At 62.5% G+C, this 21,740-nt stretch carries 30 protein-coding genes and 1 tRNA gene; 24 read left to right on the top strand and 7 right to left on the bottom strand.

The window, feature by feature from the left end; all coding sequences use genetic code 11:
* Nucleotides 1–6: 6 nt before the first annotated feature.
* The 19 genes from rpsS to WJS89_RS04455 all read left to right on the top strand — a co-directional run bounded on the left by rpsS (nt 7) and on the right by WJS89_RS04455 (nt 9,684).
* A complete protein-coding gene (gene rpsS, locus WJS89_RS04545) occupies nt 7–282 on the top strand; it encodes a 30S ribosomal protein S19 (protein ID WP_346339731.1) in 276 nt (91 codons plus the stop codon).
* Complete coding sequence (rplV, locus tag WJS89_RS04540) at nt 282–659, top strand: 50S ribosomal protein L22 (protein WP_346339730.1); 378 nt, start codon at nt 282–284, stop codon at nt 657–659. Before rpsS ends, rplV begins: the two co-directional genes overlap by 1 nt.
* Nucleotides 659–1,369, top strand: coding sequence for a 30S ribosomal protein S3 (gene rpsC, locus WJS89_RS04535; protein ID WP_346339729.1), 711 nt, complete (start codon nt 659–661; stop codon nt 1,367–1,369). Before rplV ends, rpsC begins: the two co-directional genes overlap by 1 nt.
* Nucleotides 1,370–1,381: 12 nt before the next feature.
* The gene (gene rplP, locus WJS89_RS04530) at nt 1,382–1,816 is read left to right on the top strand and encodes a 50S ribosomal protein L16 (RefSeq protein ID WP_346339728.1); all 435 of its coding nucleotides are present in this window, start codon (nt 1,382–1,384) and stop codon (nt 1,814–1,816) included.
* A complete protein-coding gene (gene rpmC / locus WJS89_RS04525) occupies nt 1,816–2,022 on the top strand; it encodes a 50S ribosomal protein L29 (RefSeq protein ID WP_346339727.1) in 207 nt (68 codons plus the stop codon). Before rplP ends, rpmC begins: the two co-directional genes overlap by 1 nt.
* 15 nt (nt 2,023–2,037) lie before the next feature.
* Nucleotides 2,038–2,307: a 30S ribosomal protein S17 gene (gene rpsQ, locus WJS89_RS04520; protein ID WP_346339726.1), complete on the top strand. Its 270-nt coding sequence runs from the start codon at nt 2,038–2,040 to the stop codon at nt 2,305–2,307.
* Nucleotides 2,308–2,324: 17 nt separating this feature from the next.
* Nucleotides 2,325–2,693, top strand: a complete 369-nt coding sequence (rplN, locus tag WJS89_RS04515) for a 50S ribosomal protein L14 (protein WP_346339725.1) — start codon at nt 2,325–2,327, stop codon at nt 2,691–2,693.
* The gene (gene rplX, locus WJS89_RS04510; RefSeq protein ID WP_346339724.1) at nt 2,693–3,013 is read left to right on the top strand and encodes a 50S ribosomal protein L24; all 321 of its coding nucleotides are present in this window, start codon (nt 2,693–2,695) and stop codon (nt 3,011–3,013) included. Before rplN ends, rplX begins: the two co-directional genes overlap by 1 nt.
* Nucleotides 3,006–3,587, top strand: a complete 582-nt coding sequence (gene rplE / locus WJS89_RS04505; protein WP_346339723.1) for a 50S ribosomal protein L5 — start codon at nt 3,006–3,008, stop codon at nt 3,585–3,587. The genes rplX and rplE overlap by 8 nt, the downstream gene beginning before the upstream one ends.
* Before the next feature lie 54 nt (nt 3,588–3,641).
* On the top strand, nt 3,642–3,947 hold the full coding sequence (gene rpsN / locus WJS89_RS04500) for a 30S ribosomal protein S14 (RefSeq protein ID WP_346339722.1): 306 nt from the start codon (nt 3,642–3,644) through the stop codon (nt 3,945–3,947).
* Nucleotides 3,948–3,958: 11 nt separating this feature from the next.
* Nucleotides 3,959–4,354 carry a 30S ribosomal protein S8 gene (gene rpsH, locus WJS89_RS04495; RefSeq protein ID WP_346339721.1) on the top strand — a complete coding sequence of 132 codons (396 nt, stop codon included), beginning with the start codon at nt 3,959–3,961 and terminating at the stop codon, nt 4,352–4,354.
* A complete protein-coding gene (gene rplF / locus WJS89_RS04490) occupies nt 4,354–4,890 on the top strand; it encodes a 50S ribosomal protein L6 (protein ID WP_346339720.1) in 537 nt (178 codons plus the stop codon). The genes rpsH and rplF overlap by 1 nt, the downstream gene beginning before the upstream one ends.
* A 1-nt stretch (nt 4,891) precedes the next feature.
* Nucleotides 4,892–5,242 carry a 50S ribosomal protein L18 gene (gene rplR / locus WJS89_RS04485; RefSeq protein ID WP_346339719.1) on the top strand — a complete coding sequence of 117 codons (351 nt, stop codon included), beginning with the start codon at nt 4,892–4,894 and terminating at the stop codon, nt 5,240–5,242.
* A 1-nt stretch (nt 5,243) separates the two neighbouring features.
* Nucleotides 5,244–6,101 (top strand): 30S ribosomal protein S5, encoded by an 858-nt coding sequence (gene rpsE / locus WJS89_RS04480; protein ID WP_346339718.1) that lies wholly within the window; start codon nt 5,244–5,246, stop codon nt 6,099–6,101.
* Nucleotides 6,102–6,106: 5 nt separating this feature from the next.
* Nucleotides 6,107–6,304 (top strand): 50S ribosomal protein L30, encoded by a 198-nt coding sequence (gene rpmD / locus WJS89_RS04475; protein WP_346339717.1) that lies wholly within the window; start codon nt 6,107–6,109, stop codon nt 6,302–6,304.
* Between the two features lie 80 nt (nt 6,305–6,384).
* Complete coding sequence (gene rplO / locus WJS89_RS04470) at nt 6,385–6,879, top strand: 50S ribosomal protein L15 (protein WP_346339716.1); 495 nt, start codon at nt 6,385–6,387, stop codon at nt 6,877–6,879.
* Nucleotides 6,880–6,984: 105 nt separating this feature from the next.
* On the top strand, nt 6,985–8,358 hold the full coding sequence (secY, locus tag WJS89_RS04465) for a preprotein translocase subunit SecY (protein WP_346339715.1): 1,374 nt from the start codon (nt 6,985–6,987) through the stop codon (nt 8,356–8,358).
* A 53-nt stretch (nt 8,359–8,411) separates the two neighbouring features.
* Entirely contained in the window at nt 8,412–9,053 is a 642-nt protein-coding gene (locus WJS89_RS04460) for an adenylate kinase (protein WP_346339714.1), read from the top strand.
* A gap of 103 nt (nt 9,054–9,156) precedes the next feature.
* A complete protein-coding gene (locus WJS89_RS04455) occupies nt 9,157–9,684 on the top strand; it encodes a hypothetical protein (RefSeq protein ID WP_346339713.1) in 528 nt (175 codons plus the stop codon).
* Here the strand turns inward: WJS89_RS04455 and WJS89_RS04450 are convergent, their stop codons facing one another.
* Nucleotides 9,685–10,200 carry a dihydrofolate reductase gene (locus tag WJS89_RS04450; protein ID WP_346339712.1) on the bottom strand — a complete coding sequence of 172 codons (516 nt, stop codon included), beginning with the start codon at nt 10,198–10,200 and terminating at the stop codon, nt 9,685–9,687.
* A gap of 52 nt (nt 10,201–10,252) precedes the next feature.
* Here WJS89_RS04450 and WJS89_RS04445 point away from each other — a divergent pair, with 52 nt between their 5' ends.
* On the top strand, nt 10,253–11,656 hold the full coding sequence (locus WJS89_RS04445; RefSeq protein ID WP_346339711.1) for an FAD-binding oxidoreductase: 1,404 nt from the start codon (nt 10,253–10,255) through the stop codon (nt 11,654–11,656).
* Here WJS89_RS04445 and WJS89_RS04440 read toward each other — a convergent pair.
* Nucleotides 11,653–12,894: a DUF2254 family protein gene (locus WJS89_RS04440; protein WP_346339710.1), complete on the bottom strand. Its 1,242-nt coding sequence runs from the start codon at nt 12,892–12,894 to the stop codon at nt 11,653–11,655. The genes WJS89_RS04445 and WJS89_RS04440 overlap by 4 nt on opposite strands.
* 132 nt (nt 12,895–13,026) lie before the next feature.
* Here WJS89_RS04440 and WJS89_RS04435 point away from each other — a divergent pair, with 132 nt between their 5' ends.
* A complete protein-coding gene (locus tag WJS89_RS04435; protein WP_346339709.1) occupies nt 13,027–13,869 on the top strand; it encodes a bacteriorhodopsin in 843 nt (280 codons plus the stop codon).
* Nucleotides 13,856–14,704 carry a Brp/Blh family beta-carotene 15,15'-dioxygenase gene (locus WJS89_RS04430; RefSeq protein WP_346339708.1) on the top strand — a complete coding sequence of 283 codons (849 nt, stop codon included), beginning with the start codon at nt 13,856–13,858 and terminating at the stop codon, nt 14,702–14,704. The genes WJS89_RS04435 and WJS89_RS04430 overlap by 14 nt, the downstream gene beginning before the upstream one ends.
* A gap of 15 nt (nt 14,705–14,719) precedes the next feature.
* On the opposite strand, the gene WJS89_RS04425 is transcribed toward WJS89_RS04430, so the two are convergent.
* Complete coding sequence (locus WJS89_RS04425) at nt 14,720–16,102, bottom strand: NAD-dependent succinate-semialdehyde dehydrogenase (protein ID WP_346339707.1); 1,383 nt, start codon at nt 16,100–16,102, stop codon at nt 14,720–14,722.
* Nucleotides 16,103–16,537: 435 nt separating this feature from the next.
* Complete coding sequence (locus WJS89_RS04420) at nt 16,538–18,286, bottom strand: amidohydrolase family protein (RefSeq protein WP_346339706.1); 1,749 nt, start codon at nt 18,284–18,286, stop codon at nt 16,538–16,540.
* Nucleotides 18,287–18,525: 239 nt separating this feature from the next.
* Between WJS89_RS04420 and WJS89_RS04415 the strand changes: the two genes are divergently transcribed.
* Nucleotides 18,526–19,485 carry a helix-turn-helix domain-containing protein gene (locus tag WJS89_RS04415; protein ID WP_346339705.1) on the top strand — a complete coding sequence of 320 codons (960 nt, stop codon included), beginning with the start codon at nt 18,526–18,528 and terminating at the stop codon, nt 19,483–19,485.
* A 121-nt stretch (nt 19,486–19,606) separates the two neighbouring features.
* On the opposite strand, the gene WJS89_RS04410 is transcribed toward WJS89_RS04415, so the two are convergent.
* Nucleotides 19,607–20,314 (bottom strand): VV20781 family protein, encoded by a 708-nt coding sequence (locus WJS89_RS04410; RefSeq protein WP_346339704.1) that lies wholly within the window; start codon nt 20,312–20,314, stop codon nt 19,607–19,609.
* A gap of 136 nt (nt 20,315–20,450) precedes the next feature.
* On the opposite strand from WJS89_RS04410, the gene WJS89_RS04405 reads away from it, so the two are divergent.
* Nucleotides 20,451–21,017 (top strand): GNAT family N-acetyltransferase, encoded by a 567-nt coding sequence (locus tag WJS89_RS04405; RefSeq protein ID WP_346339703.1) that lies wholly within the window; start codon nt 20,451–20,453, stop codon nt 21,015–21,017.
* Between the two features lie 35 nt (nt 21,018–21,052).
* On the opposite strand, the gene WJS89_RS04400 is transcribed toward WJS89_RS04405, so the two are convergent.
* On the bottom strand, nt 21,053–21,643 hold the full coding sequence (locus WJS89_RS04400; protein WP_346340078.1) for a S41 family peptidase: 591 nt from the start codon (nt 21,641–21,643) through the stop codon (nt 21,053–21,055).
* Nucleotides 21,644–21,662: 19 nt separating this feature from the next.
* A tRNA-Arg gene (locus WJS89_RS04395) sits at nt 21,663–21,739 on the bottom strand.
* Nucleotide 21,740 lies beyond the last annotated feature (1 nt).

Here is a 21,740-nt window from a genome sequence, read left to right as displayed (position 1 = left end):
GCAACCATGGCTCGTTCCGTCTGGAAAGGTCCCTTTGTCGAACTGTCGCTCCTCCGCAAGGCCGAGGAAGCGCAGGAGCAGTCGAACGCCAAGCCGATCAAGACCTGGTCGCGTCGTTCGACGATCCTTCCGCAGTTCGTCGGGCTCACGTTCAACGTCTACAACGGCAAGAAATTCGTGCCGGTCGCCGTCTCGGAAGAGATGGTCGGCATGAAGCTCGGCGAGTTTGCGCCCACGCGCAGCTTCCCCGGCCACGCCGCCGACAAGAAGGGTAAGCGCTAATGGCCAAGCCTAAGTCTCCGCGCAAAGTCGCCGACAACGAGGCGCTTGCCACCGGCACCATGATCCGTGGGTCGGCGCGCAAGCTCAACCTCGTCGCCGGCCTGATCCGCGGCCGCAAGGTCGAGGACGCGCTCAACATCCTCAAGTTCTCGAACAAGGGGATGGCCGAGGACGCCTACAAGGTGCTCGCATCGGCCGTCGCCAATGCCGAGAACAACCATAATCTCGACGTCGACGCGCTCGTCGTGGCGGAAGCCTCGGTCGGCAAGTCGCTCACCATGAAGCGTTTCGCGACCCGCGCGCGCGGCCGTTCGACCCGGATCGAAAAGCCGTTCAGCCGTCTGCGTGTCGTCGTTCGCGAGCAGGAAGAAGCCTAATGGGTCATAAAAGCTCTCCCATCGGCCTGCGGCTGCAGATCAACCGTACCTGGGACTCGCGCTGGTTCGCGGAAGGCCAGGATTACGGCCAGCAGCTGCTGGAGGATCTCAAGATCCGCCGGTTCATCATGAAGGAACTGCCGCAGGCGGCGATCTCGAAAGTCGTGATCGAACGCCCGGCCAAGCTGTGCCGCATCTCGATCTATGCCGCGCGCCCCGGTGTCATCATCGGCAAGAAGGGTGCGGACATCGAGAAGCTGAAGGCCAAGCTCGCCAAGATGACCGACAGCGAGGTCTCGCTGAACATCGTCGAGATCCGCAAGCCGGAAATCGATGCGCGTCTCGTGGCGCAGGGCGTCGCCGACCAGCTCGAGCGTCGTATCGCCTTCCGCCGCGCCATGAAGCGCGCGGTGCAGTCGGCGCTGCGTCTGGGTGCAGAAGGGATCCGGATCACCTGCGCGGGCCGTCTCGGCGGTGCGGAAATCGCCCGTACCGAATGGTATCGCGAAGGCCGCGTGCCGCTGCACACGCTGCGCGGGAACGTCGACTATGCCGAGGCGCAGGCGCACACCGCCTATGGCGTGTCGGGCATCAAGGTCTGGGTCTTCAAGGGCGAGATCATGGGTCACGATCCCATGGCCCAGGAAAAGCTCATGATGGACGCGCAGACGTCGGGCGTTCGCCCGGCGCGCGACGACCGGCGCCGGTAAGGAAACAGAGAAATGTTGCAACCAAAGCGCACCAAATTCCGCAAGGCCTTCAAGGGCCGCATCCATGGCAACGCCAAGGGTGGGACCGAGCTGAACTTCGGCGCCTACGGCCTCAAGGCCCTCGAGCCCGAGCGCATCACCGCGCGCCAGATCGAAGCGGCTCGCCGCGCGATCACGCGTCACATGCGTCGTCAGGGTCGCCTCTGGATCCGCATCTTCCCGGACGTGCCGGTCTCGAAGAAGCCCGCCGAAGTCCGCATGGGTAAAGGTAAGGGCAGCCCCGAATTCTGGGCCGCCCGCGTCAAGCCCGGCCGCATCATCTTCGAGCTGGACGGGGTTCCCGGACCGCTCGCCAAGGCCGCCTTCGAGCGCGCTGCGGAGAAGCTGCCGATCAAGACCAAGGTCGTGGCCCGCCTCGGCGAGAGCCTGATCGAGGAGAAGAAGTAATGGCGAAGATCGACGATCTCAAAGCCAAGACCGACGACCAGCTGGCCGACGAGCTGACCCAGCTGAAGAAGGAGCAGTTCAACCTGCGCTTCCAGTCGGCCACCGGCCAGCTCGAGAAGCCCGCCCGCGTCCGTGAGGTCCGCCGCAGCATTGCGCAGATCAAGACGCTTCAGAACCAGCGCCAGGCCGAAGCGGCCAAGGCCTAAGGTAGGAGACGAAGAATGCCGAAACGTATCCTTCAGGGAACGGTCGTCTCCGACAAGGGAGACAAGACGGTCGTGGTCCGTGTCGAGCGCCGGGTGAAGCACCCGCTCTACGGCAAGATCATCAAGCTGTCGAAAAAGTATCACGCCCACGACGAGAACAACGAGATCTCGCAGGGCGAGGTGGTGCGCATCGAGGAATGCACGCCGATTTCGAAAACCAAGAGCTGGAAAGTGCTCGAACGTGTGGCAGCGGCGGACCCCGCCGACCTGCCCACCGAAGCGTAAGGGAAGGATGATCTGATATGATCCAGATGCAATCCAATCTCGACGTCGCGGACAATTCGGGTGCCAAGCGCGTCCAGTGCATCAAGGTGCTGGGTGGCTCGAAGCGCCGGTTCGCGACCGTCGGCGACACGATCGTCGTGTCGGTGAAGGAAGCCGCCCCGCGCGGCAAGGTGAAGAAGGGCGACGTGCATCGCGCCGTCATCGTGCGCACGGCGAAGGACATTCGCCGCGCCGACGGTTCGGTCATTCGCTTCGACGGCAATGCCGCCGTTCTGGTCAACAAAAACGAGGAGCCGATCGGCACCCGTATCTTCGGCCCGGTGGTCCGCGAACTGCGCGCCAAGAAGCATATGAAGATCGTCAGCCTAGCGCCGGAGGTGCTCTGATGGCCGCAGCGAAAATCAAGAAGGGTGACAAGGTCGTCGTCCTGTCCGGCAAGGACAAGGGACAGACCGGTGAAGTCACCAAGGTCCTTCCCAAGGAAGGCAAGGTCGTCGTCGATGGCGTGAACATCATCACGCGCCACAAGAAGCCGACCCAGATGGACCCCAATGGCGGGCTCGAGAAGCGCGAAGCGCCGATGTACGTCTCCAAGGTCGCCCTCGTCGACCCCAAGGACGGCAAGGCCACCCGCGTGCGCTTCGAGACTGTCGACGGCAAGAAGGTGCGTGTCGCCACGCGCTCGGGAGAAAAGATCGATGGCTAAGGATTATACCCCGCGCCTGAAGACCGAATATGACGAGAAGATCGTCAAGGCGATGACCGAGAAGTTCGGCTACAAGAACCATCTCGAAGTCCCGCGGATCGAGAAGGTCGTCATCAACATGGGTGTCGGCGAAGCCACGCAGGACAAGAAGAAGGTCCAGAAGGCCGCCGAGGAAATGGAACTGATCGCAGGCCAGAAGCCGGTGATCACCAAGGCCAAGAAGTCGATCGCGCAGTTCAAGCTGCGTGAAGACATGCCGATCGGTGCGAAGGTCACGCTTCGCCGCGAGCGCATGTACGAATTTCTCGACCGCCTGATCACCATCGCGCTGCCGCGCGTGCGCGACTTCCGGGGCCTCAACCCCAAGTCGTTCGACGGCCGTGGCAATTTCGCGATGGGCCTCAAGGAGCAGATCGTCTTCCCCGAAATCTCATACGACAGCGTCGATACGGTCCGGGGCATGGACATCATCGTCACCACCTCCGCGAAGACGGATGAGGAAGCGCGCGAACTGCTGCGTCTCTTCAACTTCCCGTTCCCCGCGGAAGCGAAGCAGGAAGCGGAGGCCGCGTAGCAATACGCAGCCTCTCTTCTCCGGCTCAAGCCAAGGAAAGAGAGAACTTAAGTCATGGCGAAACTGAGTTCCGTGAACAAGAATGAGAAGCGCAAGAAGCTCGCGAAGCAATATGCTGACAAATATGCGAAGCTGAAGGCGCAGGCCAACGACAAGAGCCTCGATGAGACCGAGCGTCTCATCGCGCGTCTCAAGATGGCCGAACTTCCGCGCAACGCGAACCCGACCCGCATCCGCAACCGGTGCGAGCTGACGGGCCGTAGCCGCGGCTATTATCGCAAGTTCCGTCTCTCGCGCATCATGCTGCGCGAGCTGGGTAACAAGGGCCTGATTCCCGGCCTCACCAAGTCTAGCTGGTAAGGAGTGCTGGCATGGCAATGACCGATCCCCTGGGTGATATGCTCACCCGCATTCGCAACGGCCAGCAGGCGCGCAAGGATTCGATCCTGTCGCCCAAGTCCAAGCTTCGTGCCCACGTCCTCGACGTGCTCCAGCGCGAGGGTTACATCCGCGGCTATTCGGAAGAAGAGCTTGCGGGTAAGGACGGCCTGCGGATCGAACTGAAATATTTCGAAGGGCAGCCCGCGATCCAGCATGTGGCGCGCGTGTCCAAGCCCGGTCGCCGGGTCTATTCGGGTGCGAAGGATCTTCCGCGCATCCGCAACGGCCTCGGCATCACCATCGTGTCGACCCCGCGTGGCGTTCTTTCGGACGCCGAAGCGCGCGAGAACAATGTCGGCGGCGAAGTGCTGGCGGAGGTGTTCTAATGAGCCGTATCGGCAAGAAACCTGTTGCGCTCCCCGATGGCGTGACCGCGAAGACCGAAGGGCAGACGCTCTCGGTCAAGGGTCCCAAGGGCGAACTCGCGATGGAAATGATGGACGACCTGATCAAGTTCGACATCAAGGACGGCGAGATTGCGGTTGTCCCGCACAACATGTCGCAGCGCAGCCGCCAGGTCTGGGGCATGCAGCGTACGCTCGTGCAGAACCTCGTCGACGGTGTGACCGAGGGCTACCAGAAGGTGCTCGAGATCAACGGCGTCGGCTATCGTGCGCAGGCGCAGGGCAAGAAGCTCAAGCTGCAGCTCGGCTATTCGCATGACGTCGATCTCAACGTGCCCGAAGGCATCGACGTGAAGACGCCCGATGCCACCACGGTGGAAGTGTCGGGCATCGACAAGCAGAAGGTCGGCCATTTCGCGGCGGAAATCCGCAAGTGGCGCAAGCCCGAGCCGTACAAGGGCAAGGGCATCAAGTATCGCGGCGAATATATTTTCCGCAAGGAAGGCAAGAAGAAGTAAGATGGCGAAACTTTCCCTCTTCGAACGCCGCCGCCGCCGGGTCCGCTCGGCCCTCAAGGCGCGCGCAGCTGGCCGTCCCCGTCTGAGCGTCCATCGCTCGGGCAAGCACATCTACGCGCAGGTCATCGACGACATGGCCGGCAAGACGATCGCTTCCGCCTCGACCCTCGACAAGGACGTCAAGGGTTCGGGCGCGAACGTCGAAGCCGCTGCCAACGTCGGCAAGGCCGTCGCCACCAAGGCCAAGAAGGCCGGTGTCGACAAGGTCGTGTTCGACCGCGGCGGGTTCCTGTTCCATGGCCGCGTCAAGGCGCTGGCCGATGCCGCCCGCGAAGAAGGGCTGGAGTTCTAATATGGCTGACGAAAAGAAAACCGAAGACACCAAGGTCGAAGAGACCAAGGCTCCGGAAGCGGCGGCCGAAACTCCGGCGACCGAAACCAAGCCCGAAGAAACGGCGCACGGCGAGCAGGCTCCCGGCGTTGCGGAAACCCCCGAGGTTGCCGCTGCGCAGGCCGAGGCCAATCTCGAGAATGCCGGTCAGAAGGCCGAAGAGCAGGCCCGCAAGGGCGGTCGCTCGAACCGCGGTGGCGGCGGACGTGACAATCGTGGCGGTGGCCGCGGTCGTGGCGGTCGCGACAATCGCGGTGGCCGTGGGCGCACCCAGGATGACGATGGCGAAGAGCTGATCGAGAAGCTGGTGCACATCAACCGCGTGTCGAAGACGGTCAAGGGCGGTAAGCGCTTCGGGTTCGCCGCGCTCGTCGTCGTCGGCGACGGCAAGGGTAAGGCCGGCTTCGGTTCGGGCAAGGCCCGCGAAGTGCCGGAAGCCATCAACAAGGCGACTGCAGCGGCCAAGAAGGCAATGGTCCGCGTGCCGCTCAAGGAAGGCCGCACGCTGCACCATGACGGCAAGGGCCACTTCGGTGCCGGCAAGGTCGTCGTGCGCTCGGCGCCTCCGGGCACCGGCATCATCGCCGGCGGTCCGATGCGTGCCGTGTTCGAAAGCCTCGGCGTGGCCGACGTCGTGACCAAGTCGAACGGTACCGCCAACCCCTTCAACATGATCCGCGCCACCTTCGAGGCGCTCAAGGATCAGACGAGCCCGCGTTCGGTCGCGCAGCGTCGCGGCAAGAAGGTCGCCGACCTTCTGGGTCGTGGCGGCATGGACAAGGCGGAAGCCGAAGCCACCGCCGACGCGGTCACGGAGTAAGTCTCATGGCGAAAAAAGACGACAGCAAAACCATCAAGATCACGCAGACCGGTTCGCCTATCCGTCGTGACAAGACGCAGCGGGCAACGCTGGTGGGCCTCGGGCTCAACAAGATGCACCGCACCGTCGAAGTGAAGGCGACGCCTGAAGTCCTCGGCCAAGTGAAGAAGGTCCAGCACCTCGTCACCGTCGAAGACGCGTAAGCCTTCAACGAACATCGGGTCCGGCCATGTGCCGGACCCATTCTTTTCAGCGCGAACAACAGCGAAAGCGAGTGCATCTCATGACCATCAAGATCAACGACCTCCGCGACAACGACGGCGCCCGCAAGGACAAGATGCGCGTCGGACGTGGCATCGGTTCGGGCAAGGGCAAGACCGCCGGGCGCGGCCAGAAGGGCCAGAAGAGCCGTTCGGGCGTCGCCATCAACGGCTTCGAGGGCGGCCAGATGCCGCTCCACATGCGTCTGCCGAAGCGCGGGTTCAACAATCCGTTCGGCAAGGACTATGCGATCGTCAACCTGGGCCAGGTCCAGAAGGCGATCGACGACAAGAAGCTGGACGGCAAGAAGGTCATCGACCAGGACGCGCTCAATGAAGCGGGTCTGACCCGTGGCGGCAAGCACGGCGTTCGTCTGCTCGCCAAGGGCGAACTCAAGGCGAAGGCGAGCTTCAAGGTTGCCGGCGCCTCCAAGAGCGCGATCGACGCGGTCGAAAAGGCCGGCGGCAAGGTCGAACTGACCGCGCCCGCCAAGACCGACGAGACGTCGGAAGACTAAGCATTCCAGGGCAAGGGGTGGGCAAAGGCCCGCCCCTTCCTATATCGGAAGCCCTGGGGGGACGGCCCGCCTGACGGGCGTCCGGTAAATCGAGGAATGTGACATATGGCGACCTCCGCCGAAAACATGGCTGCCGGCATCAGCATGGGCAGCTTCCGCAAGGCCACCGACCTCAAGAAGCGTCTGTGGTTCACGCTCGCGGTGCTGATCGCCTATCGCTTCCTATCCTTCGTCCCCATCCCCGGCATCGATCCGCGGTCGATGAGCGCGCTCTTCGACACGCAGCGCGGCGGGGTGCTCGACTTCTTCAACGCTTTCTCGGGCGGAAGCCTCGAGCGCATGAGCATCATCGCGCTCGGCATCATGCCCTACATCACCGCCTCGATCGTCGTTCAGCTCGGTGCTGCCCTCCACGAGCCGTGGAAGCAGCTCAAGAAGGAAGGCGAGGTCGGGCGCAAGAAACTCAACCAGTATACGCGCTATCTCACCGTCGCGCTGACGGCGGTTCAGGGCTATTTCATCGCGACCGGGCTCGAGGGTCTTGGCGCCGCGCAGGGCATCCAGGCGGTCGTCGACCCAGGCCTCATGTTCCGCGTCTCTGCGACGATCACGCTGATCGGCGGCACCTTGTTGCTGATGTGGATGGGTGAGCAGATCACCGCTCGCGGCATCGGCAACGGCATCAGCCTCATCATCATGGCGGGCATCGTCGCGACCATGCCGCAAACGCTGGCGCAGCTGTTCGAAGGCGGCCGTTCGGGCACGCTCGATCCGGTCGTGGTCGTCGGCATCATCGTCGCGTTGATCGTTCTCGTTCTCGTCATCTGCTTCGTCGAGCGGGCGCAGCGCCGCGTGCTCGTGCAATATCCCAAGCGTGCCACCGCACGCGGGATGATGCAGCAGGAGCGCAGCCACCTTCCGATCAAGATCAACACCGCGGGCGTCATCCCGCCGATTTTCGCCTCGTCCATTCTGCTGATGCCGCTGACGGTCATCCAGTTTGCGGGCGGCGGCGCCGAAGCGGGTAGCGGCACGAGCGAAATTCTCATCACCCTGTCGACGTACCTGCAGCGCGGCGCGCCGCTCTACCTGCTGCTCTACGGCGCCGGCATCGCCTTCTTCTGCTTCTTCTACACTTCGGTGCAGTTCAACTCGGAAGAGACGGCGGAGAATCTCAAGCGCGCGGGCGGCTTCGTTCCGGGCATTCGCCCCGGCAAGGCGACCGAGCAATATTTCGACTATCTGCTCAACCGCATCACGACCGTCGGCGCCATCTATCTGGTGCTCATCTGTCTCATTCCGGAAATCCTGTTCACGCAGTTCCCGATCGGCAGCGCGCTCCTTGGCGGCACCAGCCTGCTCATCATCGTCAATGTGACGATGGACTTCGTGAGCCAGGTGCAGAGCCATCTGATCGCCCATCAATATGGAGATCTGATCAAGAAGGCGAAGCTCAAGGGTGGCGGACGCCGTCGCTAGGCGTTAGTCGCTGTCACCAGACGGTAACGCGAATCCGAGGGGCCAAGCGCACGATGGACATCATCCTTCTGGGACCGCCGGGTGCGGGTAAGGGTACGCAGGCACATCGCCTTGAAGACACGCGGGGGATGAAGCAGCTCTCGACCGGCGACATGCTGCGCGCGGCGATCAAGGCGGGAACGCCCGTCGGGATGCAGGCCCAAGCGGTGATGGACCGCGGCGAACTGGTGTCGGACGCCATCGTCTCGGCCTTGATCGGCGAGCATCTCGACGAAGCCGACAAGGGCGCGATCTTCGACGGCTATCCGCGCACCCAGCACCAGGCCGAAGCGCTGGAAGTGCTGCTCGCGGATCGCGGACGCGACCTGAAACATGTCATCGAATTGGTGGTCGACGAGGATGCGCTCGTGGAGCGGATCTGCGGTCGCTTTTCCTGCGCCAATTGCGGCGCGCTCTATCATGAGACCGCCAAGCCGCCTCAAGAAGAAGGCGTGTGCGACGTTTGCGGCTCGACCGAGTTCAAGAAGCGTCCCGACGATAACGAGGAGACCGTCCGCAAGCGGATGGCCGAATATCGCGCCAAGACCGCACCGATCCTTCCGTTCTACGAAGAGCAGGGGCTGGTGCGAAAGGTCGATGGCATGGGGAGCGTGGACGCGGTTGCTGCCGCGATCGATGCCATCCTCGACAGTTAGGCGCGCGCCCCGGCATTGATTTGTCGTGGTTCCGGCATAGGCTGGGCCCGGGTTTCGCGACGGAAACAGGCCGGTCGCGCTCGATGAAGCGGCGGAGGACGACATGCGATATTATCTAGCAGCGACATTGGCGGCGCTGTCGGCCACACCCGCCGCCGCCGAGGTCGTCAGCTCGGGACCGAACCATTTCCACATCCGTCACACAGTGCCGCTCGTCACCTCGACGACACGCGCTTATGAGCTGCTCGCGCGCCCCTCGGGCTGGTGGAGCGACGCGCATACCTATTCGGGATCGGCGAGCAACCTCCGTCTCGAGCTGGCGCCGGGCGGTTGTTACTGCGAGCGGTGGGACGGCAAGTTCGTGAAACATATGGAGGTCGTGGCGGCCACTCCGGGCGAGCAGATCGTGCTCGAAGGGGCGCTCGGGCCGCTGCGCTTCGCGCCCGCGTCGGGCACGATGATCTGGGCAGTGAAAGCCGCCGGCAACGGCTCTGAAGTCACGATCGACTACAAGGTCACGGGCTTCGCGAATGGCGACGGTGCGGCGATGGCCGTGGCGGTCGACCGTGTGCTCGGCGCACAGGCCGAACGGCTTCGCGAAGCGGCAGTTTCGCTCCCCCGCCAGCGATAGTCAGGCCGCGGTGGTGTCCGTGTCCCGTTCGAGCGTGATGAAGGAATAGGCCGGGCGGCCCTTTTCCGCCGGATGCGTAATTTGCTCGACGACCGTCCACCCGGCGGCGGCGCGGGGATCGTCCATCGTGGTATCCCCCTCGATATCCGCATGGATCTCGGTGAGCTCGATCCGGGATGCCTGCGGCATGAAAAGGCGGAAGATTTCGGCGCCGCCGATGACCCAAATGTCCCGACCGCGAGCGGCAGCGAGGGCTTCCTCCACCGACGCGACCATCGTGACCGCTGCATCGTCGGAGCGCTTCGGTGTCCGGGTCAATACGATATGGGTGCGCCCGGGGAGCCGGCCCGGCAAGCTGTCGAACGTCTTGCGGCCCATGATCATGCAACTGCCCATCGTCAGCGTCTTGAAACGCTTGAGGTCGGCGGGCAGGTGCCATGGCAGGTCGCCATCCTTGCCGATCACGCCGTTGCGGGCGCGGGCGACGATCATCGAAACAGGTGGCCGGTCGGTCATGTGCCTATCCATGCGGCTTTGCGCGACGCGAGGGAAGGGGTAGGAAAGCGGCATGAGCGATGCGGTGCGAATGATCGAGGAACTGCGGGCCATTCTCCCCGAGCGGGCGATCGTTTCCGATCCTGAGGCGATCGCTCCCTGGCTGACCGATTGGCGCGGGCGTTGGACCGGCAAGGCAGCGGCACTTCTACAGCCCTCGTCCACCGAAGAGGTGCAGGCGATCGTGCGGGCATGCGCCGCGCACCGCGTGCCCATCGTCCCGCAGGGCGGAAACAGTTCGATGGTCGGCGGCGCAACGCCCGATGACAGCGGCCAGGCGGTCATCCTGTCGCTGCGGCGGATGACGAGGATCCGCGAGCTGGATGTCGGCCCGCGGCAGATCGTCGTCGAGGCGGGCATGGTTCTCGAGACGCTGCATGATAAACTGGCCGAACAGGACCTGCGTCTGCCGATCGACCTCGGCGCGCGGGGCAGTGCGACGATCGGCGGGCTTGTCAGCACCAATGCGGGCGGAACGCAGGTCCTGCGTCACGGAACGATGGGCGAGCGGGTCGTCGGACTGGAAGCGGTCATGGCGGACGGATCGCTGCTCGACACACTGAACCCGCTCAAGAAGGACAATCGCGGCCCACGCCTCGACCGATTGATGATCGGAGGCGAGGGGCTCTTCGGTATCGTGACCGCCGTTCGCCTCGCGCTGACCGACCTGCCGAAGGCATCCGCCACCGCATGGGTCGGAGTCCGCGATCCTGCCGAGGCGCTCGAACTCCTGCGCTTCTGCGACGCCCGAACCGATGCCATCGAGGGGTTCGAGATGATGCCGCAGGACGTGGTAGCGGCCGCAGAGGCGGAGTTCGGTCTTCGGGCGCCGCTCGACGAGCCTCAGGCGATCCACGTACTCATCGAAGCCAAGAGTTCGGATGGGGCGCTGCGTGGGGCGATCGAGGCCATTCTCGCCGACGCGCTCGAAGAGGGACTTGCGACCGATGCGGTCGTGGCGCGCTCGCAGGCGCAGGCCGATGCGATGTGGGCCATCCGCCATTCGCTGTCGGACGCCGAGAAGCGTTTCTACGGCATGGCCAACAGCCACGACATCTCCGTTCCCGTCGATGCGCTGCCGGCGTTCCTCGACGACGCCCGGGCGATGATCGAAGGGGATTTTCCCGGCGTTTCGGTATCGGGCTACGGCCATCTGGGCGATGGCAACATCCATCTGCACGTGCGCGCGATGGATCGTGCGTCTGACGGGTGGCGCGCAGGCGAGGGGGCAGCGATCGAGAAACGCGTCCATGATCTCGTCACCGATCATGGCGGTTCGATCAGCGCCGAGCATGGCATCGGCGTGATGAAGCGCGGAGAACTCGAACGGCTCGATCCGATCCGAACCGAGATGCTCCGGCGCATCAAGCGCGCGCTGGACCCTGATGGGATTCTCAATCCGGGAAAGCTGGTCTAGCGTCCAAACGCTTCGCGATAGGCGCGAGCCATGTCCTCGGCGTCGGCCTCCATCTCGGCGCGCTTCACCCCATGATCGCGAAGGGCAGCGGCGTATCGCGCAAGATGCGTGGTGAGGCGCGCGTCCTCCCCGAGCCGCGCCGCAACGCCCATCCGTTCGATCATGCGGATGACGATCGCGGGATAGGCGGCCGCGGCCTGCCGGAGCGCGGCGAGCGGGGCGTCGAAAAGTCGTTCGAAACTGGCCGTCGGGCAGGCGACGCGATCCACTTCGCGCAGCATCTGCCCCGGTTCGACGAGCCGATCCTTCTGGTGCAGCATGATCTCCGCGAGCGCATCGCAGCAGGCCCGTGCGGTGTAGAAGTCGTTGACGGCCGGCGACAGAGCACGGGCGGCGATTTCGACCAGCAGGCGGATGCGGTAGGACAAGCCTTCCTGGTCGCTGCGCGTGGCGCGGACGGCGAAAGCCTTGGCGACCGCGTCCTCTTCGTCCTGCGACAGGGGGCGGCGTGCGTGGAGCAGCGCCTCGCCTGGGAGGACATGATCGCCCGCACTCCGCAAGAGGCGGAACTCGGTGTCGAAGCGCGTCGCGAGCTTCGAGAGCAGGTGGATGTCGGTCGTCTCGATATAGCCTTGCCAGCGGGCCCCGAACGCATGGGGCTGCGGCCAGTCCTCGAGCAGAACGCGCTCGAAGTCGGGCGGGCGATGTTCGATGACGTCGTCACGGATCCGCGCGATGGCGGTGTCGACGAAGACGGCCTTTCCCAGATCCTGTAGGGCGAGCGCCAGCCACACGATTTCGACCAACAGCATGGCGGCGAGGACCAGCGCAGGAAGGTGCGGCAGCGCCTCGGCGGAGGCAGTTTCGTCGACCGCCAGGAGGAACACGAGGCTGAAGGCGAGGACCGTGAGGAAGAAGGCCAGCGTGAAGCGGATGAAGGGCCGCTCGATCCATCGGTCGATGAGGCGAACGCCGAGGTTGCCCGCCGCGATCGTCAGCACGAGCAGTGTGATCGAGACGTACAGCGTGGCGATTGCGCTTGCGACACCGACGGCGACTTGTGCGCCGTCGGCCATCGTCGTCCCGCTCTTCGTGAGCACGAGATTCCGCATGTCGAGCCAGTCGGCCGCGCCAGCACCGTCGATCCATCGAAGCAGGGCGAAGAGAAGCAACGCGCCCGCGATCATCAGCGCGGGCAGCAACCAGTAACTGTTCCAGAGCCGCAGAAAGAGCCCCAACGGTCGCGATACGTTTTTTGGTTCAGGTCGCTGCGGCATCGGGAACCAAAGACTTCACGGCCTCTTTGTTTCCCGTTCGTACACGGAAAGTGAACGGTTTTCGGGTGCGGCTTTGCTTTGGAGATCAGGCCAATGGAAAATGTCGTTACCAATATCGAGAACCTCGTCGCGCTGACCGACCAGCAGTATACGCTGGGCTCGCTCATCCTGATGGTGAGCTACGGAGCGCACTTCGCCTTCATCCTCTACTTCCTCTATTCGATGCGCGACCTTGCGCCGCGCTATCGCCTCGTGCCGCTACTCTCGGCCCTCGTGATGGCATCGGCGGGCCTCAGCCTGCTGCGCGAATTCTCGCTCTGGCAGGAAAGCTACACTTTTGCGGGCGGGCTCTATACGCCGCTTGCCGAAGGACAGACCTTCACCAACGCCTTCCGGTACGGGAACTGGACGATCACCGTGCCGCTGCTTCTGACGCAGTTGCCCCTGGCGTTCGCACTCGGACGGCCCGAGGTGCACAAGCGTGCGATCCGCATGGCCATCCCCGCCGTCCTCATGATCTGGACGGGCCTCATCGGGCAGTTCGGCGAAACCGACAATCTGGCGCATCTCAATCTTTGGGGCATCATCTCGACCGTCTTCTTCGTCTGGATGCTGGTCGAGGTCCGCGGCACCATTTCGCGCGGTCGCACCGAAGCCCCTGCGGAGCTCAAGGCGTTTCCCGACAAGCTGTGGTGGTATTTCCTCGCGACCTGGGGCCTGTATCCGATTGCCTACGCCCTGCCGCAGCTCGGCACGAACGGCGACATCGTGATCATTCGCCAGCTGCTCTTCAGTATCGCGGATATCTCCACCAAGCTGATCTATGGCGTCATTCTCTCGCGGTTCCTCCTGCGCCGCAGCGCGCTCGAGGGCTATGCGCCCGCGATCGAGGCCATGGGCGCGGTACCGACGCCGGTGAAGGGTGCACGCGACTAGACCTGCCCTGCTGGGCGGCGAGCGGCGGGACGGGTTCGTCTCGCCGCTCTTCGTTTATGCGCTATGTGCCGTTGCGGGTGGCGGGCTCGTACTGCTCGGCGTCGCGCCCGGATGGATCGCGGCCATCCTGTTCGGCCTCGGCGTGTTCCACGGTGGTCTCGACCGCGAAGCCGGGCGGCTGGTGCTCCCGGGGGCAGGCTATAGCGCCATCTACCTGCTCGTCGCCGTCGCGGTGTTCGCTGTCCTCTTGTTCGACCCCGCTGCGGGTCTGGCCGCTTTCTTCGCGCTTTCCGTCTGGCACGTGGCGCGAGAGAACGAGCATCGTGGCACGCCGCGTCCAGCCGCCATCGCCGAAGCGCTCGCCCTCGTGGGCGCGAGTGCATTGCTGCGCCCCGCCGAAACGCTGGCGCTGGTCGAAGCGATCATCGGGGAAGGCGCGGTTGCGCTGGTGATGCTCCTTTCCGCCGCGGGGGCGGGCGCGATCCTTCTCAGCCTATGGGCGCTGGCGACGAGGCCCGCGACGGCGTTTCCGCTTGCGGCCTCTATTGCAGGCTACGCGCTTCTGCCGCCGCTGGTCGCCATCTCGGCTGCCTTCTTCGCACTGCACGCCTATCCGCGCATGGCGGCCATCGTGGCCGAAGCGGGTTGGGGCGCCGGGGTGCGACTCCTGGCCTTCGGGTCCGCAGCCATTCTGGGAGCGGCGGTGCTCATCGTCGGGACATCGCTGGGTTGGTGGAGCATCGCGCTGATGGCGGCGGCATTCCTCGCCCTGGCGACCCCCCACATGCTGCTCGACCGCACCCTCCGTGAGGAAGGCGCGGCCGAGGCATTTTGAGGGAAGGCAATCGTCCTAGCTGTTGAGGAAGACGGCCTTGGCGTTGGTGAATTCCTTCATTCCGAAACCACCATGTTCGCGGCCGTAACCCGAGTCCTTCACGCCACCGAAGGGCATGTTGGGATCAGCAAGACCGAAACCGTTGATGAACACCATGCCCGTATCGAAATGGTCGATGGCGATCTGGCGGGCGCGTTCCTCGTTTTTGGAGAAGATACCGCCGCCGAGGCCATAACGGGAGGAATTGGCAATCCGGATCGCGTCCTCATCGTCGACCGCCTTGATGACGCTCGCCACCGGACCGAAAAATTCCTCGTCATAGGCCGGCATGCCGGGTGCGACCTTGTCGAGGATCGTCGGCTCGAAGAACCAGCCCTTCCGGTCCAGCTTCTTGCCGCCCGTCAGTAAGCGCGCGCCCTTGTCGATGCTCTCCTCCATCTGCTCGATGAGCTTTTCGCGGAGGTCTTCGCGCGCCATCGGGCCAAGATCGGTGTCCTCGTCGAGCGGGTCGCCCAGCTTGCAGGCTTCGAATGCCTTGACGAACTTCTCGACGAATTCGTCGTAATTCTTTTCCGTCACGATGAAGCGCTTGGCGTTGATGCAGGTCTGCGCATTGTTGTAGAGGCGACCTTCGACCGACAGCTTCACTGCCTGATCGACGTCGGCATCCTCGAGCACGAGATAGGCATCGTTCGAACCAAGCTCGAGCACGGTCTTCTTCAGCTTCTTGCCTGCCAGTTCGCCGACATGCTTGCCGCTGGCGTCGCTGCCGGTGAGCGTCACGCCGCGTACGAGATCGTTCTCGATAATGGTGTCGGAAACGTCATGGTCGATGACCAGCACGGTGAAGAGGTCTTCGGGAAGGCCGGCCTCTTCATAGAGGTGCCGCAGCATGATCCCCGAACCGGTGCAGTTGGATGCATGCTTCAGAAGCACGCCATTGCCCGCCATCAGACTGGCTATCGAGTAGCGGACCACCTGGTAGGCGGGAAAATTCCACGGTTGGATGCCGTAGACCACGCCGATCGGGCGGTGGGCGACGACACCCTTCCCGTCACCCGCAAACAGCGAGCGTTCCTCGTCGGCCAGTTCCTTCGGCCCGTTTTCCGCCGTGAATTTGCAGATGGCGGCGCACAGGTCGACTTCATCGCGGCTATCGCCGATGAGCTTGCCGACCTCTTCGGTCATCTTCTGCGCAAGCTTTTCCTTGTTGGCGGCGAGCGTCTCGCCAATCTTGCCGATGATCTTCGCTCGCTCCTCGGCAGGCCGTTGCGACCAGAGGACGAAGGCTTCGTGGCAGCGCTGGACCGCATCGGCGGCATCCTTTTTGCTGACGAGTTCGAACGTATCGATCTCTTCCTCGGTGGCGGGATTGATGGTGGTGATCGTGTCGGCCATGGGACTTGGCGCTCCTTCCAAAAATGTCAGTTCGAAAGAAGAACGGGTCTCGGCGGCATCGCGTTGCCTGATCGGTCGCGGCGAACCACCGCCCGGTCGCGCTTGCGCGACGAATAGGGGCTTCTGCGTCCGAGCATTGCGCCAAGACCCAAAGAAAATGGCGCACCCGAGGTGAAAATGGTGGGCACGCTCGACATTTGGAATGGGCGAAATCTGCAGCGAGACCGCAAAGGTTCGATCAGAATATGATCACGTAAGCGGCCGCCGCTATTGCGACGAAGATAGCGATCCTCATCGCCTTGTTGATTCGCGGAGAGTGGGACGGAGTTCTCATGTTTCAAACGCTCCAGTTCATGAAAATCTATCATTGTACAAAGAAGTCGGGAGGCTTGACCGAACCGCGGGAAGAGCCTCCTTCGGTGGTCGATTGAGCATTCAGTTCGGGTCGCTCGCTTCCATCCTGCCATAGAGCGGCACCGCCTCGAACCCATCTTCGGAAATTGCGAGAACAGTTCCAAATCGAGCCAAGCTTACCGCGTCTGCCGACGGCACCCCCGCCATTTCAGCAATTTGGGGAGCGGTGTTGGAATGAGCGATAACCAGCGCAGACGAGCCCTCCTGAATGATCTTCTCGAGCAGGAGATCGGGGCGACCGGGATCGTAAGTTTGCATTCTCAATCCTCGCAAGGCGGCGAGCGGCGCTGCCGACTGGCGCGCCCGTGCTGTATCGGTCACGTAAATGGCAGTGATGCCCCGTCCGGCCAGCGCCTCTGCCAATTGGCGTGCCTGCATGTGTCCGGTGGCATTCAGGTTGCGTTCTCCTCCTTCTTCGGCCTCGAAGTGCCGGGCCACGATCATGCTGAAGCTGCTTTTCTCCGACCGGTATTCTCTACGCTTCGCAATGCGCGATGCGTCGGCAAGCATCCTATCGAGTTCAGCACGAGTGTAGAGACGGCCGTCTGCCATCACCGCGATCGGCTGGGCCAGCGCTCGCAAATCCTCGAGGGGATTGGCCGACAGCAGGAGCAGATCTGCGCGCATCCCTTCTTCTATCGTTCCGAAATCAGCGGCTTGTCCGGTTGCCGAACCTTGATTGGGGAGCGAACGGAAATAGGCAGCCGGGACACTTGTCGCCGCGCCTAAGGCTCTTTCGGCTCCGATGATCCCGGCTAGCGCGCGGATTTCCGCATGCAACGCAGGGCCCCAGACATGAAACGCCTGGGCGGTATCCGAGCCAGCCATGATAGGAACGCCGCGCGCGTCGAGTTGGCGCACGATTTCCCGGCGCAAGGTGAGCAGGTCGGCGGCGTGATTGGCGGGAACTTGCGATTGCAGTTGGGCGCGCTGCTGTTCCCATTGCCCGATCGCATCATCACCCACGAACGCCATTTCGGGCAGCTTTTTTAGGTCGTCCGAACCGAGAGCACGATCGAGCAGCTTTTCGAACAGGGAGAGGGTCGGAACCTGATAGGAATTCTCGCGCGCGGCCAAATCGAAGATTGCCGCATCGGACATCCGGTCTCGATCGATAGCGGCAAGAATCGGGGGCGGCGGAATCTGTCCGAATTCGATCTCCCGTTCCGGGGCACCAGGCGGCAGGAGCGCTTGGATAAACCCATCCAGATGCTCGATCTGCTGCTTTCTGCGCATCGCGCGTTCGAGCCCCACGGCATTGGCGACGTGGCCTGCAGTGGCCAGACCGTGATCGTCCGCATCATCCTTCACTGCCTCCCAGAGCGCTGCACCCGAGATGAAGTGCGACTTGATGAAGTCGTAGCCGGACGTTTCGATTTCGCTCACCATCTTTCGCGCGTCGTCCTGCGACGACAGGTTCTTGTCGGACAGGGCGATGGATCCCGCATAGATACGCGGACCGGGGAGCGCGCCCGACGTGATACGCTCGCGAAGAAGAAGATGTTCGGGCGCACCCGCCATACTGCGAGCCGTGGTCACTCCATGAGCGAGCATCACTGCGGCAGCGCGCTGTGCGGGGTCGCCGGCCTCGCCGACGAAGGGCGCAAAATGCACGTGCATATCGACGAGACCCGGCATCAGAACTTGTCCACGGGCGTCGATTACGTTTCCTCTGATCGTGAGGTCGCTCGTTCTAAACGGACGCACTTCCCGGATGCGATTGCCCGTGACCACGACGGTTTGACGGGTAAGATATCCTTGCTGCGTCATCGGAAGCACATCCGGGCCCGCAATCACGACTCGGTCGTCCGAAATAGAGGCTACAGGATGGGTGTCATGAGGAACCGCGGCGCAGCAGGTCAGTGCGATCGCGACGCTTACGAAGGTGAGAAGGCGGCCGAACGCTCTCGGTAGGAGGCTGAAAGACTCTGTGATCATTTCGATTTGATAACAGGCGCCCCCCTCTTCGAATTGACCGCGGTTGCGAAAATTCGAAGACCATTTGGCTCATGGCCCTCGTCAGTCGTTCGTCGATACGACGGCGCGCCGTCCGCGAGATAATGTATCTCGATGCAATGCAAACTGCCGTTCACACGCATTGTAATGCGCTTTCCGAACCGTCTTTCGTGCACCTCTATGGACGCTTAGGGGCAGACCTTCGAATTGCGCCCATATCATCGGGGGCGGTCATTCTGTCGCAGATTTCGGGCGGGCAATCAGTCAGTCCTGGTCGTGGTTCGATTGCCATCAAATATGTTGCCGAAGGCACGGAATATTATCATCTGGGCGGGCGGCCATATGTCGTGGAAGCCGGAAATTTTCTTTTCGTGCCGGAAATGACCGAGGGCGAGGCTGGCCGTTCGAGCCAGCGGGAAACCGCTCATGGCCTGTGTGTCTATCTCCCGGAAACGCGTTCTCTTCCTTCTTCAGCTCAACCACTGGAAGAGCCGCTGCTTTTTCCGGCTCACGGCTCTGATCTCGGTCGCATGCTCGAGAGCATGCACCGAAATTTATTCTCAAGGCCTTGGCGCGGGAGGCTGGAAGTCGCAGCGATGGTCAAGGCGGTCGACGGTAATGTCGGCAAATTGATGGCGGATGCCCTTCGCAGCATTCAGTCCATCGAAGCGGTGAAGGGCTCGACTCGCTATGAAATTTTCCGCCGTTTGACGCTCGCTCGCACGTATTTACACGATATCGACGACCGCCCCGTCGACCTCGTTGAATTGGCGAAGGTCGCGCGAATGTCGCGTTTTCAGCTCACGCGCCTGTTCGCCGACCAATTCGGTTCGCCCCCGGCGACCTATCATCGACGGCTTCGACTCGAACGTGCTGGCGAAACGATCGCATCAGGTCATGCGACCTGCACGGAGGCGGGGTTTCGATACGGGTTCAATGGCGCCACCCAATTCAGCCGCGCCTTTCGTAAGACTTTTGGAGTTTCGCCGTCGAAGCTTCGCCGGAAGCAGTGAGGTGCTCTCGATCCGCGGTGTCAGCGGCAAACGGAGGACTTTGCCAAACGGTGAGTAATCAGCTGCCTTCGGTGGTTTCGCGAGAAATGGTTAGATGCTGGCAGGATGCATCTTGATGAAGTCATTCGACGTAGGTCCGACTTGCCGGATCCTGGAACACCGAAAGCGCCAGCGCAGCGACAGTGAGTGTGCGCGCCAAGCCGGGGTCAGTCTCCTCCGGTATGATGAGTTCGCGGCTACCATTGAGATTGAGCGCGCCAATGACGCGAGAATTCTGTTCGAAAATGTATCCGATGGGAGTGATCGTGCCGATCGAAGTGCCTTCGATATCGTGATTAGAACGAATTTGGACGATCTCGCCGCCCAGCGCGATCTCTCCAAAGCGCTCGTATCGGTAGGCAGCGGTGCCTGCGCCGATCGCCTCCTGCAATTCGAACCGGGCGGAGATCGGGATACCATCGGCAGTGAAGTCGCAGCGAAAGGCCATCGGCTTCGTAGTCACTTCTATCCCGCGACCAAGATCCAGAGCGCGCTCGCGCATCCGGCATCGCGCTTCGATCGTCGAAGAAATTTCCGGTCCGGCGACCGTAAATCGCGCGCTCCCCGATCGCTGAACCAAGGTATCGAAATAGGCCAGTCGCCCCTCGGAACGCTGAAAGGTGCCGTAATAATCACTCGCCCCGAATTTGCCGGTGTTCCAACCGTTAAATCCGGTGAACCTGGTGGTCGAGATTGCGGTCCAGTCGGCAGGGAGATGCATCTGCGCCGGCTTGATCGCAGCGCAGGAAGCCAGTGCCAAAACGCTGAACGAAGCCAGGTAACGATGCATAGGAAGCCCATCCATTCCGAGCCAGCCTTAATGCCCGGTCTTGCTTCGATGTGTTCCGATTTTGATGAACTGAAGCTGTCCGGACGCCCCATCGTAATTCGGTGTCTGGAGCGGGGTGGACATAAGGAATAACGTCATGAAGCTAGTCGTGCCCGGACTGAGATACCTCCCATCATATTTGGAAGCGCTCGAGCGAGGATGGTCGCCCGATAATGTTCGTGGCAAGGAAGCTGCGGACGAGCAATTGAGCCGGATCGAGAAAGATGCAGACGGCTTTCTCGCGTCTCTCGACGACCCTGAAGGGCTCGGTGAACCCATAAGGCTGCCGGACGGGACTCTCGTTCCTCGCCTCCCCAGCATGGTCAGATGGATGTGGGACGGTGAATTTTGCGGAAGTATCGGCTTTCGTTGGCAGCGCGAAACAGGTGCCTTGCCGCCATCCTGTCTTGGACACATCGGCTATGCGGTCGTCCCATGGAAAAGGCGTAAGGGCCATGCCACCGCCGCCCTGGCGTATATGCTCGACGAGGCGCGCCACCGAGGATTGCCATACGTCGACATCACGACCCGACCCGAAAATTTGGCCTCTCGCCGGGTCATCGTGGCTAATGGGGGTACACTGATCGAGAAGTTCGTGGTCGATGCGGCGTTTGGCAGCCGGGAAGAAATTCGCTTCAGGATCGAACTCGAACCCCGATCTTGAGCCAAGGACTAGGAGGGGATGAAGGGGGCCGTTTCTTAATGGGCCGACCCGATCTGGACGGAGGAACACTCAGATTGCCTCGCCAGCCATATTTTTGCGGATTCCACCACGGCATCGTCGGGATCGACCGACGAGCCCGGTCCCGCCGAAACCAATGTGTCCGGCACAATGCCGTCGGGGTAGATGCGGCCGTCGCGATCAGCCATCATTGCCGTCGTCACCACGACGTTGATCCGATCGGCGACGATGAAGCCTTCGTTGGAGCTCGCTACTCCATAGGTCTTCTCTCCGAAGAAGCGCGCTTTCGGCCGGCCCCTGAAGGCTACGGCAACCCCTTCTCCGGAACTGCCGACCGCGTCATCGATCAACACGGCTACTGGCACTGTCGCTAGCCGGGGAAGAGACCGCCAATCGTCCATTCGCACGATCGTCTGCCCCTGGTAATCGCCTTCTCCGGCAATCGCTGCACCGTTTTCAAGGTAGCCAGCGGAAGTGGTCTTCCCGTCAGCATCGACCTCGAAGCTTCGCCAGTTCTCGCCGAGAAGAGGCGTAAGTCCCACGACCATGGGCCAGACGTTACCGCCCTGATTTCCGCGAAGATCGCAACTGACGGGAAAACGGCTCAGATACGAGATTTTTGAAAAATGGTGCGCCCGGAAGGATTCGAACCTTCGACCTCAGGATTAGAAGTCCCGCGCTCTATCCAACTGAGCTACGGACGCA

This window comes from Sphingomicrobium aquimarinum (assembly GCF_039655735.1).
Taxonomy (GTDB): domain Bacteria; phylum Pseudomonadota; class Alphaproteobacteria; order Sphingomonadales; family Sphingomonadaceae; genus Sphingomicrobium; species Sphingomicrobium aquimarinum.
The sequence above is the reverse complement of the archived record's forward strand: the minus strand, read 5'-3'. Positions and strand labels throughout refer to the sequence as shown.

What these genes read in the sequence shown, in the direction of transcription:
- rpsS (WP_346339731.1), top strand. Translation starts at nt 7, where the DNA reads ATGGCTCGTTCCGTCTGGAAAGGTCCCTTTGTCGAACTGTCGCTCCTC.
- rplV (WP_346339730.1), top strand. Translation starts at nt 282, where the DNA reads ATGGCCAAGCCTAAGTCTCCGCGCAAAGTCGCCGACAACGAGGCGCTT.
- rpsC (WP_346339729.1), top strand. Translation starts at nt 659, where the DNA reads ATGGGTCATAAAAGCTCTCCCATCGGCCTGCGGCTGCAGATCAACCGT.
- rplP (WP_346339728.1), top strand. Translation starts at nt 1,382, where the DNA reads ATGTTGCAACCAAAGCGCACCAAATTCCGCAAGGCCTTCAAGGGCCGC.
- rpmC (WP_346339727.1), top strand. Translation starts at nt 1,816, where the DNA reads ATGGCGAAGATCGACGATCTCAAAGCCAAGACCGACGACCAGCTGGCC.
- rpsQ (WP_346339726.1), top strand. Translation starts at nt 2,038, where the DNA reads ATGCCGAAACGTATCCTTCAGGGAACGGTCGTCTCCGACAAGGGAGAC.
- rplN (WP_346339725.1), top strand. Translation starts at nt 2,325, where the DNA reads ATGATCCAGATGCAATCCAATCTCGACGTCGCGGACAATTCGGGTGCC.
- rplX (WP_346339724.1), top strand. Translation starts at nt 2,693, where the DNA reads ATGGCCGCAGCGAAAATCAAGAAGGGTGACAAGGTCGTCGTCCTGTCC.
- rplE (WP_346339723.1), top strand. Translation starts at nt 3,006, where the DNA reads ATGGCTAAGGATTATACCCCGCGCCTGAAGACCGAATATGACGAGAAG.
- rpsN (WP_346339722.1), top strand. Translation starts at nt 3,642, where the DNA reads ATGGCGAAACTGAGTTCCGTGAACAAGAATGAGAAGCGCAAGAAGCTC.
- rpsH (WP_346339721.1), top strand. Translation starts at nt 3,959, where the DNA reads ATGGCAATGACCGATCCCCTGGGTGATATGCTCACCCGCATTCGCAAC.
- rplF (WP_346339720.1), top strand. Translation starts at nt 4,354, where the DNA reads ATGAGCCGTATCGGCAAGAAACCTGTTGCGCTCCCCGATGGCGTGACC.
- rplR (WP_346339719.1), top strand. Translation starts at nt 4,892, where the DNA reads ATGGCGAAACTTTCCCTCTTCGAACGCCGCCGCCGCCGGGTCCGCTCG.
- rpsE (WP_346339718.1), top strand. Translation starts at nt 5,244, where the DNA reads ATGGCTGACGAAAAGAAAACCGAAGACACCAAGGTCGAAGAGACCAAG.
- rpmD (WP_346339717.1), top strand. Translation starts at nt 6,107, where the DNA reads ATGGCGAAAAAAGACGACAGCAAAACCATCAAGATCACGCAGACCGGT.
- rplO (WP_346339716.1), top strand. Translation starts at nt 6,385, where the DNA reads ATGACCATCAAGATCAACGACCTCCGCGACAACGACGGCGCCCGCAAG.
- secY (WP_346339715.1), top strand. Translation starts at nt 6,985, where the DNA reads ATGGCGACCTCCGCCGAAAACATGGCTGCCGGCATCAGCATGGGCAGC.
- WJS89_RS04460 (WP_346339714.1), top strand. Translation starts at nt 8,412, where the DNA reads ATGGACATCATCCTTCTGGGACCGCCGGGTGCGGGTAAGGGTACGCAG.
- WJS89_RS04455 (WP_346339713.1), top strand. Translation starts at nt 9,157, where the DNA reads ATGCGATATTATCTAGCAGCGACATTGGCGGCGCTGTCGGCCACACCC.
- WJS89_RS04450 (WP_346339712.1), bottom strand. Translation starts at nt 10,200, where the DNA reads ATGACCGACCGGCCACCTGTTTCGATGATCGTCGCCCGCGCCCGCAAC.
- WJS89_RS04445 (WP_346339711.1), top strand. Translation starts at nt 10,253, where the DNA reads ATGAGCGATGCGGTGCGAATGATCGAGGAACTGCGGGCCATTCTCCCC.
- WJS89_RS04435 (WP_346339709.1), top strand. Translation starts at nt 13,027, where the DNA reads ATGGAAAATGTCGTTACCAATATCGAGAACCTCGTCGCGCTGACCGAC.
- WJS89_RS04425 (WP_346339707.1), bottom strand. Translation starts at nt 16,102, where the DNA reads ATGGCCGACACGATCACCACCATCAATCCCGCCACCGAGGAAGAGATC.
- WJS89_RS04420 (WP_346339706.1), bottom strand. Translation starts at nt 18,286, where the DNA reads ATGACGCAGCAAGGATATCTTACCCGTCAAACCGTCGTGGTCACGGGC.
- WJS89_RS04415 (WP_346339705.1), top strand. Translation starts at nt 18,526, where the DNA reads ATGGCCCTCGTCAGTCGTTCGTCGATACGACGGCGCGCCGTCCGCGAG.
- WJS89_RS04410 (WP_346339704.1), bottom strand. Translation starts at nt 20,314, where the DNA reads ATGCATCGTTACCTGGCTTCGTTCAGCGTTTTGGCACTGGCTTCCTGC.
- WJS89_RS04405 (WP_346339703.1), top strand. Translation starts at nt 20,451, where the DNA reads ATGAAGCTAGTCGTGCCCGGACTGAGATACCTCCCATCATATTTGGAA.